This window comes from Nocardia alba NBRC 108234 (assembly GCF_001612665.1).
GTDB lineage: Bacteria > Actinomycetota > Actinomycetes > Mycobacteriales > Mycobacteriaceae > Nocardia > Nocardia alba.
Window position 1 is genome coordinate 296765 of sequence record NZ_BDAX01000009.1, and the last position, 13037, is coordinate 309801.

General features: G+C 68.6%; 11 protein-coding genes, 1 tRNA gene and 1 pseudogene. 6 read left to right on the top strand and 7 right to left on the bottom strand.

All coding sequences use genetic code 11. The features are described 5' to 3' along the window. Positions 1 to 157: 157 nt before the first annotated feature. Entirely contained in the window at positions 158 to 1513 is a 1356-nt protein-coding gene (locus tag NA12_RS11945) for a lipase family protein (protein WP_084472699.1), read from the bottom strand. Continuing rightward, positions 1510 to 2658 (bottom strand): esterase/lipase family protein, encoded by a 1149-nt coding sequence (locus NA12_RS11950; RefSeq protein ID WP_067449323.1) that lies wholly within the window; start codon positions 2656 to 2658, stop codon positions 1510 to 1512. The genes NA12_RS11945 and NA12_RS11950 overlap by 4 nt, the downstream gene beginning before the upstream one ends. Before the next feature lie 192 nt (positions 2659 to 2850). Here NA12_RS11950 and NA12_RS11955 point away from each other — a divergent pair, with 192 nt between their 5' ends. Beyond that, a complete protein-coding gene (locus tag NA12_RS11955) occupies positions 2851 to 4125 on the top strand; it encodes a PucR family transcriptional regulator (protein WP_067449325.1) in 1275 nt (424 codons plus the stop codon). 42 nt (positions 4126 to 4167) lie between these two features. On the opposite strand, the pseudogene NA12_RS11960 reads toward NA12_RS11955, so the two are convergent. The 3 genes and pseudogenes from NA12_RS11960 to NA12_RS11970 all read right to left on the bottom strand — a co-directional run. After that, positions 4168 to 4494, bottom strand: a pseudogene (locus NA12_RS11960) (transglycosylase family protein); the annotation flags it as partial. 352 nt (positions 4495 to 4846) lie between these two features. Continuing rightward, positions 4847 to 5476: a response regulator gene (locus NA12_RS11965; protein ID WP_067449329.1), complete on the bottom strand. Its 630-nt coding sequence runs from the start codon at positions 5474 to 5476 to the stop codon at positions 4847 to 4849. A gap of 20 nt (positions 5477 to 5496) precedes the next feature. Then, positions 5497 to 6690, bottom strand: coding sequence for a sensor histidine kinase (locus NA12_RS11970; RefSeq protein WP_067449518.1), 1194 nt, complete (start codon positions 6688 to 6690; stop codon positions 5497 to 5499). Between the two features lie 179 nt (positions 6691 to 6869). On the opposite strand from NA12_RS11970, the gene NA12_RS11975 reads away from it, so the two are divergent. Together NA12_RS11975 and NA12_RS11980 are read left to right on the top strand one after the other, a co-directional pair. Beyond that, on the top strand, positions 6870 to 7430 hold the full coding sequence (locus NA12_RS11975) for a GlcG/HbpS family heme-binding protein (RefSeq protein ID WP_067449332.1): 561 nt from the start codon (positions 6870 to 6872) through the stop codon (positions 7428 to 7430). 175 nt (positions 7431 to 7605) lie between these two features. After that, positions 7606 to 8712, top strand: coding sequence for a baeRF11 domain-containing protein (locus NA12_RS11980; protein ID WP_067449334.1), 1107 nt, complete (start codon positions 7606 to 7608; stop codon positions 8710 to 8712). A 12-nt stretch (positions 8713 to 8724) separates the two neighbouring features. Here NA12_RS11980 and NA12_RS11985 read toward each other — a convergent pair whose 3' ends face one another. Further along, the gene (locus NA12_RS11985; RefSeq protein WP_067449336.1) at positions 8725 to 9678 is read right to left on the bottom strand and encodes a DNA polymerase domain-containing protein; all 954 of its coding nucleotides are present in this window, start codon (positions 9676 to 9678) and stop codon (positions 8725 to 8727) included. 124 nt (positions 9679 to 9802) lie between these two features. Between NA12_RS11985 and NA12_RS11990 the strand changes: the two genes are divergently transcribed. The 3 genes from NA12_RS11990 (at position 9803) to NA12_RS12000 (ending at position 11775) form a co-directional block, all read left to right on the top strand. Further along, positions 9803 to 9875: transfer RNA gene (locus NA12_RS11990), tRNA-Glu, on the top strand. A 126-nt stretch (positions 9876 to 10001) separates the two neighbouring features. Beyond that, positions 10002 to 10607 (top strand): QsdR family transcriptional regulator, encoded by a 606-nt coding sequence (locus NA12_RS11995; protein ID WP_084472701.1) that lies wholly within the window; start codon positions 10002 to 10004, stop codon positions 10605 to 10607. 22 nt (positions 10608 to 10629) lie between these two features. Next, positions 10630 to 11775, top strand: a complete 1146-nt coding sequence (locus NA12_RS12000; RefSeq protein WP_067449338.1) for an acyl-CoA dehydrogenase family protein — start codon at positions 10630 to 10632, stop codon at positions 11773 to 11775. 55 nt (positions 11776 to 11830) lie between these two features. On the opposite strand, the gene NA12_RS12005 is transcribed toward NA12_RS12000, so the two are convergent. Next, entirely contained in the window at positions 11831 to 13018 is a 1188-nt protein-coding gene (locus NA12_RS12005) for a cytochrome P450 family protein (protein ID WP_084472703.1), read from the bottom strand. Positions 13019 to 13037: the final 19 nt, after the last annotated feature.

The following is a 13037-nucleotide window of genomic DNA, read 5'->3' on the forward strand; positions in this document are numbered from 1 at the left end:
GCTCCCGGGGCAGTAGTACTTCACCGACGCCGACGCGATGGTGGCGACGACGTCGGTGAAACCCCTCACCGACATTGATGCCGTGCGCGGGGTGAACGGTTCGCGGCCAACCGTCGTCGTGGCATGGCGCGTCGATGTTGCGACGACCGACACCGCCTCAACAGTCGACCGCGATCGCATCCCCGATTCCATGCGGATGTTCGGAATCGCTGTGGCGCAAGCGGGTTCGCTCGGGCGAACGCTCCCCCTCCCCACCGATCGGCAGACCGGCGAGCATCCGCAGCGCCAGCCCCCCGAACGCGACGTGGGTACGCAACGCCCGTGGTGAACGGGCGACGGAGCCGACGGTGCACGTACCGGTCGGCGCGGGAATTCCGGCGAATCTGTCGGTGAGCCAGTCGAGGACAGCGGGCACGATGAGGAATTCGAGCGGCAGGTGCGAACCCCGGCGCACCCGCAGGTAGCGCACCGCCGCCCCGGCCTGCTCGTAGCGCCGCACGTGAGCGTCGATATCGGCGACGGCGATCACCTCGTCGTTGACCCCCTGGACGACGAGCAACGGTGCCGCGGGCGCGCGGGTGCCGGGTTCGATATCGGCGAGAATGCGACGCAGGACGGGTTCGGCGAGCAACGTCCCCATGCCCCCGCGTAGGTGCCGGGACACGTCGCGGCGAGCGAACCGCAGCAGCAACGCGAACGTGCTGCGCTGCTCGGCCTCCCCGAGCAGACCGTGGTATCGCGCGTCGAGGTGATCGCGCAGCACCGGGTCGAGCTCGGGGTAGGCCTGCCGCAACCCCGCGACGAACGCGGCGGGGAACCCGGCGAACCAGCCGCCGTTGAGACGGACGAAGGCGGCGGCCGGGTCGCCCACCGGTGAGCCCGCCGCCGCACCGACGATCTTCAACTCCGGCGCGTACTCGGCGGCCAGTTCCGCCGCCCACGCCGTCGCCAACCCGCCACCCGAATAACCCCACAGCGCAACCGAAGTGGTCGGCGACAGGGCTGCCGGCGCGAAGCCGAGAGCGGCCCGAATCCCGTCCAGTGCACGGTATCCGGGTTCACGCGCCGCCCCGAACCGGCCGCCCGCCCCTTCGTGATCGGGAACCGACACCGCCCAGCCCTGCGCCAGGGCCATCGCGATGATCGGCAGTTCCAGCGGCGCGATCGAGCCGATCGTCCGCGCGCCGAGCCGCAGCGCGTAGGACGGAAAGCACTGCGGCGCGACAGCATCGATCGCGCACTGGAACGACACCAGCGGCCGGGACCGCGCGGGGGCGCCCCACGGCAGCAGCACCGTCGTCACCGATACTTCCGGCGCACCGTCGAGATCGCAGGTGCGATAGAGCAATTGCCACGCCGTGATCCGCTGCCGGATCACCCCGAACAGCGCGACATCCACCGGCCGCGACCGCACCACCGTCCCCGGCGCGAGCGCGTCGAGGCCGGGTGGGCTGTCGTAGAACGGGTCGTCGGGCGGTAGCAGCGGAGTCGAGGTCGGGGCGTCGACGGTCATAGGCTGCCGCTGCCGCCGACGAACCAGGGGTTGAATGTGCAGGTCAGGGTGTGATCGCCGGCCGGATCGAGGGCTCGCAGCGCGATCGAGGCGGCGCGCGGCGAGTACATCATGGTCAGGTGATCGGAGACGTCCTGCTCACAGCCGTTCTGCAGGGTGATGTTGTCGACCGTCGCGTCCGGTCCGGCCCGCAGGAAGCCGAGTTCGAGGGGGTTCATCACCTCGTCGTAGCGGGAACCGACCACGGTGTAGGCGACGCCGGGCACGGTGTCGCCGGTGGCGTTGAGGGTGGTGTAGAACGGCGAGCCGATCGCCTGTTCGACATTGGCCGCGCCGATGATCGGCCGGTAGAAGCCCAGAATGTCGATGCCGGCGTTGTTGATCATGCGACCCAGGGTGGCGATCCCGAGCAGCGAGGTGCCGTGGTGGGTGGCGCCGAAGCTGACCACCGTGCCGACCTTACCCTGGCCGCCCTCGAACTTCAGGTAGTGATTGGCGATGGTGCCGCCCTGGGAATGGCCGACGATGTCGACCTGTGCTGCCCCGGTCGCGGTGCGCACCCGCTCGATGAACGTGGCGACCTGACGGGACGAGTCGACCATCGGGCCGACCCCGTAGCGACCCGGCAGCACGGCGCCGAGTCCACCCGCCTCCACCAGCCCGGATTTGCCGTAGTTCAGGGTGAATACGCAGTAGCCCGCCTCGGCCAGGCGCGGCGAGAGGGAGGAGAAAGTGTCGTAGGCGTTGAGCCAGGTGCCGTGCAGCAGCACCACCGGGCGCGGGTGCTGCGCCGAGGGCTTGCAGTCCCAGCGGTTGGCACCGGGCGGCGCGGCATCGGGGTGGAGCAGACCGTAGGCGAAGGCAGGCAGGTAGGCCGACATCTGCGGGCCCTCGCCGATCGCGTCGGAAGCGCGGCTGCCTGCCGAACCCGAGCTGCTCCCGGAGGCACTGCCGGTGTCGGCGATCGCGGTGGGCGTGCGGCCGTCGGCCGCCGCCACCGTGCCCGCGTTCAGGTACTCGGCCAGCGAGGAAATCGTCGGCTCCAGGGTGGGGGCCGCGCCCGCCGGGCCCGCTGCGACGGCCAGCGCCGCCGCGATGCCGATTCCGCACAGAGCGCGGCGAAGGGAATGCGTCGTTGCAATCATGGTTTCACTTCCGTAGATCCGCGTCGACGAACAGGTAGTTCGGACGCGCTCTGCGAATCTATGACCCGGGCCACAGTGCTGTCACTGCACCGGGTAACGGGAATCTACCGACGGGTTTGGTGCGGAAACCAAGTTCTGTTCGTTTTCGCTCGGACTGCTCACTACCAGGCTGTTGTCGGACACAATCGAGGCATGCTCGTCGAACACCCCGTATCCGAACTCCCCGCGCTACCCGCGCTGACCGCGCGTCTGCTGACGCGGTGGCCGCAGATCTCCGAGCGCATGCTCGCCGCCGGTCTCGGCGCCACCGCCCCCGCCGAACTCCCCGACGGGCACTTCACCGCGGAAGTACTGCCGACCATCTACGCGTGCGGTCGCGCCGTGCTCGAGGCGATCGGCGCCGATCGCGAATTCACCTACGCCGAGGTGGCCGCGTTCGTGGCGCCGGTCGCCGAGCGTCACGCCGAGGACAGGTTGCCGCTGCCGATGCTGATCGGCGCGATCCACGGGTCGGCGCAGTCGGTGTTCGCGGAGGCGCTCTCGCTCGCCCTGCCGACCGAGACCGCGGAGATGGCGCTGGTCGGCAACCGCCTGCTCGACCTGCTGCGCCACATCAACATGACGGTCGTGGAGACCTACACCGAGGTCGAGCAGTCGATCTACCACGCCGAACGCGAGGCGCGCCGCGAGCTGTGCTCGGCGCTGGTGCGCGGCCTGCCCGCCGAGGAGCTCGCGGCCCGCGCCGACACGGTCCTCGCCGACCAGTACACGGTGCTGGCGGTCCATCTGAGCGAGCCGCCGCGCGTCGGCACCGCGGCCAACCTGGTGACCAGGCGCCGGATCCGGGTGTTGCAGCGCGCGCTGGACGAACTGACCGGCACCACCACTCCGGCCACCTTCGACGGTGCGTACGGCATCGCGTTGCTGAGCCACAGTTCCGACACCGATGTCATCGACGCGGCGAAGTTCGACGAACTCGCCGACCGCCTGCGCGCCCAGTTCGGTGTACCGGTGTTTCTGTCCGAATTCTCCGGCGTGCGCCGTGACGCGATTCCGGCCGCGGCCAAGGACGCGACCGAGCTGACCGAACTGGCGCGACTACGCGGCAGGCCCGGTGGCTGCTATCGGCTCGACGATCTGCTGCTGGAATATCAGCTCACCCGGCCCGGCCCGGCCCGAGAACGTCTGGCGCAGCGGGTGATTCCGCTCTTGAGCAGTCCGCACCTGATCGACGCGCTGGAAGCGCATCTCATGCACGGCGCCGACCGCAAAACCGCGTCACGACTTATTCACGTGCACCCGAATACATTTACCTACCGCCTACGAAGAATCGCCGAACTCACCGGCCTCGACCCGGCTGATCCGCGAGATTCGCGTATGCTCGCCGCGTCGCTGACGGTATATCGACTCGATTCCATGGAGAACGAAAAAACCCGCCATTCGACGTGTGCATCGAATAGCGGGTAATTCGTTTCCCGACAAGGAAAGCTTACTTGTCAGCGCTCTTTACAGGTAGGCGCTGCACACGGGCCAGGCGCCGGGACCCTGCGCGGCCAGCACGTTCTCGGCCACACGGATCTGCTCCTCACGGCTGGCGTTGTCGGCGCTGCCCGCGCCGCCGTAGGCCTCCCAGGTGCTCTGCGAGAACTGCAGGCCGCCGTAGTAGCCGTTACCGGTGTTGATGTTCCAGTTGCCTGTGCTCTCGCACTGCGCCACGGCGTCCCAGTTGTTGGCCGAGGCGGTGGCGGTGGTCAGACCGGCCGGAACGGCGATCATCGCGCCGGCAACAGCGGCAAGGCCAAGGGCACGGGTGGTGAACTTGCGATTGAAAGACATAAAGTATTTCCTGCCTGCGCCCACCGACTCGGTGATGGAAACTACCGCGTCCCTGCCCCTCAGTCGTGTCGGGGATCCTCGAATCGCGGGGCAGGCTTTCCGGCGTTCTGCGATTCGATTCGGCTCGGGTTGTTGTTCAAGCCGTGATCGAATGTAGCCGGTTTGCGACCTGAGATCACGTACCTATCACGGCGTGTTTTGTAGCGGATATTGTCCAAAGGACAGCCTTTCACCCCTGGTCGACCGTAATAAATCCGTAATCACACTACTGTCGTTATAGCGCCGTAAAGTGACGGGGCTCATAGGAAATCAGAGACCCCTATCACGTTTTCCCACCGGAAATTCGGGCAGGTCAGGCGAGCAGCCGACGCTCGGTGGCGACGGCGACCGCCGCCGCGCGGGTATCGACGCCGAGCTTGTCGTAGATGCGGCCCAGATGTGTTTTCACGGTGGCCTCGCTGATGTGCAGGGCACGCGCGATCTCGCGATTGCCGAGGCCGTGGGCGAGTTGACCGAGGATGTCGCGCTCACGAGCGGTGAGCGTGGGGCCCGGATTGCGCATCTTGGCCATCACCTTGGCAGCGACCGGCGCGGACAACGCGGTCTGTCCGCTCGCGGCGGCGTGGATGGCGGCGAACAGCTCCTCCGGCCGCTCGGCCTTGAGCAGGTACCCGGTGGCGCCCGCCTCGATCGCGCGGGTGATGTCGGCGTCGGTGTCGTAGGTCGTGAGCACCAGGACGTGCGGGGTCGGCGCCGGCTGGGCGGTGATGCGGCGGGTCGCCTCGACACCGTCCATGTCGCTGCCGAGCTGGAGATCCATCAGCACCACGTCCGGGTTCAGCTTCGCGGCCAGCGTGACCGCCGCGGGCCCGTCGGCCGCCTCCCCGATGACCTCGATATCGGGCGCGCTCGACAGCAGCGCGCGCAGACCGGCGCGCACCACGGCGTGATCGTCACAGATCAGCAAGCGCACGGTGGTCACAGGTGCCGATGCTAACGCGCCTACCGGTCGACCGAGGTCGCGCCGGGGCGGGTAGCGAGCGGGATAGCGGCGGAGAGCACGGTGCCGTCGCCGGGCGCGGACTCGACGGTGCAGGTACCGCCGAGCTGGCTGACCCGTGCTCGGACCGCGGGCAGCCCGTGGCCGCGGTGGCGGGCCGGGTCGGTCGGCGCGGCGGGGTCGAAGCCGCGTCCGTCGTCGGCGACGTCGAGCACGATCTGGTCGTCGAGGCTGGTGAGTGTGATGGTCGCGGTGGTGGCGGCCGCGTGTTCGCGCACATTGGCCAGCGCGCCCTGGGCGATCCGCAACAGCGTGGCCTCGATCCGCCGAGGTAGCGGTCCCGGCGCGCCTTCTATATGGCAGCGCACGGTCAGCGCGTCGGTCGTCTCCCGCTCGGCCAGCGCGGCCAGCGCGGCGGGCAGCGATCCGCCCGCGGCCAGGTCGGCCGGGGCCAGGTCGTGGACGAACCGGCGCGCCTCGGTCAGGTCGCGTTCGGCGATGGCGGCAGCCGTTCGCAGGTGAGTGCGCGCAAGCCGTGGATCGCTGTCCCACACCAGGTCGGCGGCTTGGAGCAGCATCCGCTGACTGGACAGACCCTGTGCGAGGGTGTCGTGGATCTCCATGGCCAGCCGTTGCCGTTCGGCCAGAGTGCCCGCCCGGCGTTCGGTGGCCGCCAGTTCCCGCCTGGTCCGCACCAGGTCGTCGATCAGCGCGGCCTGCCGCTCGGCCTGACGGCGCATACCGACGAACAGTGCCGTCGTCACCGCCGCCACCGCGGGCGGGGCGAGCACCAGATTCGGATCGAGCCAGCCGGCGATGCGTACCTGACTCGACACCACCAGCGCCGTGAGCACGACGACCAGGATCACCGCGACCCGCTCCGACAGCATCCGCAACCCCGTGTACACCAGCGGCACCGCGCACCAGGCGAAACTCGGGGCCAGCACCACCAGCACCGACCAGGTGAGAACCAGCAGCGCGAACCACACCGGCCGACCCGACTGCCGCAGCTCGCTCAGCGCGTACAGCACCGCGAGCACCACGGAGAGCACGACGATCAACGGCGTCGAACGGGTCTCGCTGTGCCGGATCAACCAGCGCAGCAACGACGCGGCCAGCAGTACGTAGAAGGCGCTGTGGACGATGACGGCGAGCAGTCGCGTGTCGTCGCGCTGGGCGCCGAGCAACTGGGCCATACCGACCATTCTCCCCGTGCGCGCCCGTGACGGGTCATCCGATCGGTTGACCCGGGTGTCGGCCGATCCGGGCGCGCAGTGCAGCCGGTACGCCGATTCCGGGCCGCCGCGCGGCGCACAGGATGGATATCACCAGGCCACGGCAGACCGCCGACCGGCCGAGATCCACAGGAGCCGGCATGACCGCGAAGTCCACCACACGCAACCGTCTCATCATCGCCGGCGCCACCGTCGGCGTCGTCGCCGCCGGCGTGGTCGGCGTCGTGACGGTCCAGGCGCAGGATCAGGACCCGGCGACCCGCACACCGGTGATCGTGAACGCCGCCGACGCCCATCTGGCGCAGTCCACCCACCTGTCGATCGCCGCCGCGACCCGGGCCGCGCAGACGGCCCTCGATGCCGCCGCGAAGGAGAACCAGCGGGTGAGCGTGGCGGTGGTCGACCGCAACGGCAATGTCATCGTCACCCTGCGCGGCGACGGCGCAGGCCCGCAGTCCTACGACGCCGCCCAGCAGAAGGCCTTCACCGCGGTCTCGTGGAACGCCCCCACCACGGAGCTGGCCGAGCGGCTCGAGTCGGCTCCCCATTTGGCCGACATCGACGGCACCCTCTTCCTCGGTGGCGGCGCCCCGGTGCGGGCGGGCAATGCCCCGATCGCGGGCATCGGGGTGGCCGGCGCCCCCAGCGGTGACCTCGACGAGAAGTTCGCCAAAGCGGGTGTCGCCTCGCTCGGCAGCTGATCGGTCGCGGACGGCACTGTCGCACTGCCGGTTTCGGTCGGGCGACGGTGCCGTCCGAGGTTCGGGCCGACGACGACGGCCGACCTCGCATTAGCCGAGCGTATGCTGGCCGCAGAGTGCTCTGCCCATCAGCTGCTGTCGGCGCGCCGTCCGACCAACGAATGCGGAGGCCATCGTGCTACACACCGATATCCCCAGCCGGAGCGAGCTCAAAGCCCTCGCCGCTGTTACCGATAGCTGGTGCGTCTCGATCTACACACCCACCGAATCCGATACCGCGAACCCGGACCAGAACCGGATCGCGTTCGCCAATCAGGCTCGGCGAACACTGGACCTCGTCACCGACTCCGACGCGCGCGCGGCACTGGAAGAGGAGTTCGACGCGCTGATCGAGGACGCCGAGTTCTGGCGGTATCAGGCCCGGACCCTCGTGGTCCTCGCCACCCCGCGGCGAATCCGCACCTACCGCCTGCCCAATGTGCTCGGCGCCGCGGAAACCGTCGGCGATCGGTTCTACCTCGCGCGACTGGTGCGCGCGGTGACCTTCCCACAGTCCGCGTTCGTACTCGCCCTGGCCGAGGGCGGGGTGCGACTGGTCGAGGTGGCCCCGGATCGACCCGCGCGGACGGTGCCTGTCGCAGGTCTGCCGAGCAGTGCCGCCGACTACGCCGGGAAGGCGAGCCTGGGCGATCGTGCGCCGAAGGGCCGCGTCCAGGGCGACGAAGGCAGCAAGATGCGAGTACGCCAGTACGCCCGCGCGATCGACGCCGAATTACGAGACATCCTGGCCGGCCGCGACGTTCCGCTGATTCTGGCCGCCACCGAGCCCGGCGACTCGCTGTACCGGTCGGTGAGCAGCTACGACGGCCTGCTGGCCGAGAGCATCCCCGGTAACCCCGAGCACGTCTCCGATCAGGACCTCGCCGACCGTTCCAGGCAGATCCTGGACCGCTACTACACGACACAACTGGCCGAACTGGCCGAGCTCTTGGACAAGCGTCGCGGCGAAGGGCGGGCCAGCACCGACGTCTCCGACCTCGCGCGTGCCGCGACCGCGGGAGCGATCGACACGGTGCTCATCGATATCGACGCGTCGGTGCCGGGAACCGTATCCCCGGAGGGCGCCGTCGTTTTCGACGAGGCGACCGACACCGCGTCCCCGGGAGTGCTGGACGAGATCAGTCGCCGGGTGCTGCTCACCGGTGGCGAAGTCCTCGCGGTGCGCGCGAACGACATGCCCGATGGCGCGCAGATCGCGGGCATCCTTCGCTACGCATCGTGACGCCGCCGTCGCTCATTGCTCCCGCCGGGTTCGCGCGCGTCGCTTGCCTTCGTGCATGGCCTGGACGCGAGCGATCGGGATGGTGTGCCCTTCGGCGATCAGATCGGCGGGAAGTGCCTGCGGCGCGGGCATTTCCGTGGCCCATGGGTCGCTGTCGCCGAGCAGGCCCGGTGCGGTTCGCAGGGTGAAGTCCGCGGGCGACACCGCGTCGATGTCGTTCCAGCGCAACGGGAACGACACCGGGACACCCGGGCGAATACGCGGGCTGTAGGCGGCGATCACCGTCGCACCGCCCGCCCTGGTCGAATCGAGGAAGACCTTCCCCGCGCGGTCCTCGCGGATGAACGCGGTTGTCCCGACCGCGGGGTCGAGGCGTTCGGCCCGCGCGGCCACCGCACGGGTGGCGGCCGCGGCGTCCTCGATCGCGACGCCCGGCTCGATCGGCACGAAGACGTGTAATCCCTTGGCCCCACTCGTTTTCACCGCACCCGCCAGCCCGTCGGCGGCCAGTGCCGCCCGGATCAGGTGCGCCCCCGCGGCGGCATCGCGAAACGTCTGCACCGGCGACGGATCGAGATCGAGCACCAGATGCGTCGGTCCCGCGCTGTGGTCGACCGGCAGCAACAGCGGGTGGTACTCCACCGCTCGCTGATTGCCGAACCACAGCAGCGTGCGCACGTCGTCGCCGAGGGCGTAGGTGACCTCACGATGTGAACTCTGCGCCCACACCGTCGCGCGCGGCACCCAATCCGGGGTGTATTTCGGCAGGTTCTTCTGCATGAACGGCTCCTGCCCCGGCCGCACCCGCACCACCGACAGCGCCCGCCCGCGCAGCACCCGAACGAGCCGCTCCCCCACGAACTCGAGATAGTCGACCAGATCCCGCTTGGTCGCCTCGGCCCCGTCGAACAACGGCTGATCGAGATTGCTCATCTGGACCCCGCCGCGCAACTCCTTGCTGGTCATGGCCCCACCCTGCCCCGAGGTCACCGGGTGGTCAACCGATCGGCCGTGACCACCCGTTTTGGTCGATCCCCTGGTCATCGGCTATCGTATGTCCGCGCGGCTCACGCAAGTGAGTTGTGGTTCTGGCCCCGTCGTCTAGCGGCCTAGGACGCCGCCCTCTCAAGGCGGTAGCGCGGGTTCGAATCCCGTCGGGGCTACAGCGAGAACTCCTCGGTCATTGTGACCGGGGAGTTTTTTCATGCCCGCACCCTGTGCCCGAAGTGCAACATATTGACAGACGTTGCACGATTCATACACTGTAGGAAACGGGGTATGGAGGTGACGTGATCGAGCAGACGGCGCTGGAGCGGCGCCTGCGGGACGCAGCGGCACGTCCCGATGCCGCGAGCGCGTTCCGCGCCGCCAGGGCCGTATTCCTGGCCGGGCACCGACTCGAGATGAAGGAACTGGCCGTCGCGCTCGGGGTGAACCGGGCGACGCTGTTCCGGTGGGTCGGCGGCCGTGACGAACTACTCGCCGAGGTGATCTGGTCGGTCGCCGAGCCGACCTTGCGGCGCGCGGCCGCCGCGGCTCCCGGTCGCGGCGCCTACCGCATCGCGACGATTCTCGGCGATTTCGCGCAGGCCACCAATACCTCCGACGCCTTCCGCCAGTTCCTGTTGCGCGAACCCGAACGGGCGCTGCGACTACTCACCACGCGCGCGGGGTCGGTGCAGCACCGCATCGTCGCGATTGTGGAAGACCTACTCGCCGAAGAGATTTCGGCCGATGCTCTCGATCCGCTGCTGCCGGTGCCGGAATTGGCGCTGCTGCTGGTGCGGATCACCGAGACCTTCATCTACACCGATGTGATCAGCGGTGCCGAACCCGACGCGGCCAGTGTTGTCCGCGCGTCACTGGTTCTACTGGGCGAACGGCCCGAGCAGTAAGTCAGGTCAGCGAAAGGACATCATGAAGCGCTCCATCTACACCGAGGACCACGCCGCCTTCCGCGCGTCGGTCGCCGAGTTCGTCAAGCGCTCGATCGAGCCGAATGCCGAGCGATTCATCGAAGAGCGCGCGATCGACCGCGAAACCTGGCTCGCGGCAGGCGAACTGGGTTACCTCGGGCTCGGCGTGCCCGAGGAGTTCGGTGGCAGCGACGCGGGTGACTACCGGTTCAACGCGGTGTTCGGCGAAGAGCTGGCCAAGGCCGGTGCCGCGATCGCGTCCTCGTTCGGCATCCACTACGACGTGTGCGCGCCCTACATGGTCGAGCTCACCACCGACGAGCAGAAGCGGCGCTGGCTCCCGAAGTTCTGCACCGGCGAGATCATCACGGCCATCGGCATGACCGAGCCCTCGGGCGGTTCGGACCTGGCCGCGCTGAAAACCACCGCCGTGCGCGACGGCGACGACTGGATCATCAACGGCTCGAAGACGTTCATCACCAACGGTTTCAACGCCGACCTGGTGATCGTCGCCGCCCGGACCAGCCCGGAGAAGAAGGCCAAGGGCATCACGCTGTTCGTCGTCGAAACCGGCATGGACGGCTTCACCCGTGGACGCAAGCTCGACAAGGTCGGCCAGCCCGAATCCGATACCGCCGAACTGTTCTTCGACAATGTTCGCGTCCCCGATGCCAACCGGCTCGGCGAGACCGACCGTGGTTTCATCGCCATGATGGAGCGGCTGCCGCAGGAGCGGATCGGCGCGGCGATCTCCAACCTGGCGCACGCCGCCGCGATCCTGGACGAGACGCTGCAATACGCCAAGGAGCGCAAGGCCTTCGGGCAGCAGATCGGTAGCTTCCAGTACAACAAGTTCCTTTTCGCCGAACTGGTCACCAAAATCGAAGTGACCCAGGCGTTCGTCGATCAGGGCATCGTCGCCCACGCCGCCGGTGAGCTGTCCGCGGTCGACGCGGCCAAAGCCAAGTGGTGGTCGGCGCAGGTGCAGAACGACGTGCTCGACGCGTGCGTGCAGCTGCACGGCGGATACGGCTACATGCGCGAATACCGGGTCGCGCGGGCGTGGATGGACGCCAGGGTCACCAAGATCTGGGCGGGCTCCAACGAGATCATGAAGGAACTGATCGGCCGCGATCTGGGCCTGTAGGGCAGAAAAGCGTCGCGCCCGGCGTAACTGACCACCGGGCGCGACGCGGCGCCGGTCAGTTCAGGATGATCGGCAACGCGGCCACATCGTTCTGCGTGAGTACCGGCAGATTGCCGATCTCACCGTGCGGCACGGCAAGTCGCATCCGCGGGAAACGCGCGAACAGCGCGGGCAGCGCGATGGCGGCTTCCAGACGCGACAGCGCGGCGCCGGGGCAGATGTGCGGGCCGTAGCCGAAGGCCAAGTGGCGGTTGGCGGTCGAGCGCGTCACGTCGAAGTCGTCGGCGGTGTCGCCGTGCACCGTGATGTCGCGGCCGACGGCGCGGTAGGACATCACCACGCCCTCGCCCTTGGCGATCACGGTGTCGCCGACGGTGATGTCCTCGGTGGCGAAACGCATCAGCAGGTGCGTGACCGGGCCGTCCCAGCGCAGCGACTCCTCGATCACCTGCTTCCACTCCACATCGCCCGCGAGGACCTTGGCCAGCTGTTCGGGTTCGCCGAGCAGCGCGCGCACGGTGTTGATGATCAGGCTCACGGTGGTTTCGTGACCGGCGGCGACGAGGGCCTTGATGTTGCCGATCGCCTCCTCCTCGGTGAGCGGCTCGCCGCCCTCATCGGCGGTGACGAATGCCGAGGTCAGATCATCGGCCGGGTCCGCGATCTTCTGCCGGACCAGGTCGGTGAAGTACACATCGAGGCCGCCGATCACCGCGAGGCGCTCGTCCTGCGGGGTCATCACCGAGAAGAACTTCTTGTACCAATCGAGCAGCTGCGCGTGATCTTCGCGCGCGACGCCCATGAGGTCGCCGACCACCCGCATCGGCAGCGGATAGGCGAAAACCTCCTTGAGGTCCACCGCAGCGCCATCGGCACCGGCGGCCTCCACGTCGTCGAGCAGGTCGGCGGTCAGCTGCTCGATCACCGGGCGGAGCTCTTCCAACCGCCGGGGGGCCAGCGCCTGGGAGGTCTTGAGCCGCAACCGGCGGTGCTCGGCACCGTCGACGCTGAACATCGAACGGTCGACGAGGACCATCCCGATCAGCGGCCACTGGTCGGTCACCACGCCGTCGGCGTACAGCGACCACGCGTTGATGTCCTTGACCAGCCGGGTGTCCGTGGTCAGCTGACGCGCGACGGCGTGATCGGTGACCGTCCAAGCGGGCACGCCGAGCAGGTCGATCCGGGTGATCGGGCCGAGCTCACGTAGTCGGTTGGTCTCCCCGTCGAGGTCGCTGACCATGGGATCGATGGCAAAGGGG

Coding starts and splice junctions, on each gene's coding strand:
- NA12_RS11945 (WP_084472699.1), bottom strand. CDS start 1,513: ATGACCGTCGACGCCCCGACCTCGACTCCGCTGCTACCGCCCGACGAC.
- NA12_RS11950 (WP_067449323.1), bottom strand. CDS start 2,658: ATGATTGCAACGACGCATTCCCTTCGCCGCGCTCTGTGCGGAATCGGC.
- NA12_RS11955 (WP_067449325.1), top strand. CDS start 2,851: ATGCTCGTCGAACACCCCGTATCCGAACTCCCCGCGCTACCCGCGCTG.
- NA12_RS11970 (WP_067449518.1), bottom strand. CDS start 6,690: ATGGCCCAGTTGCTCGGCGCCCAGCGCGACGACACGCGACTGCTCGCC.
- NA12_RS11975 (WP_067449332.1), top strand. CDS start 6,870: ATGACCGCGAAGTCCACCACACGCAACCGTCTCATCATCGCCGGCGCC.
- NA12_RS11985 (WP_067449336.1), bottom strand. CDS start 9,678: ATGACCAGCAAGGAGTTGCGCGGCGGGGTCCAGATGAGCAATCTCGAT.
- NA12_RS12000 (WP_067449338.1), top strand. CDS start 10,630: ATGAAGCGCTCCATCTACACCGAGGACCACGCCGCCTTCCGCGCGTCG.
- NA12_RS12005 (WP_084472703.1), bottom strand. CDS start 13,018: ATGGTCAGCGACCTCGACGGGGAGACCAACCGACTACGTGAGCTCGGC.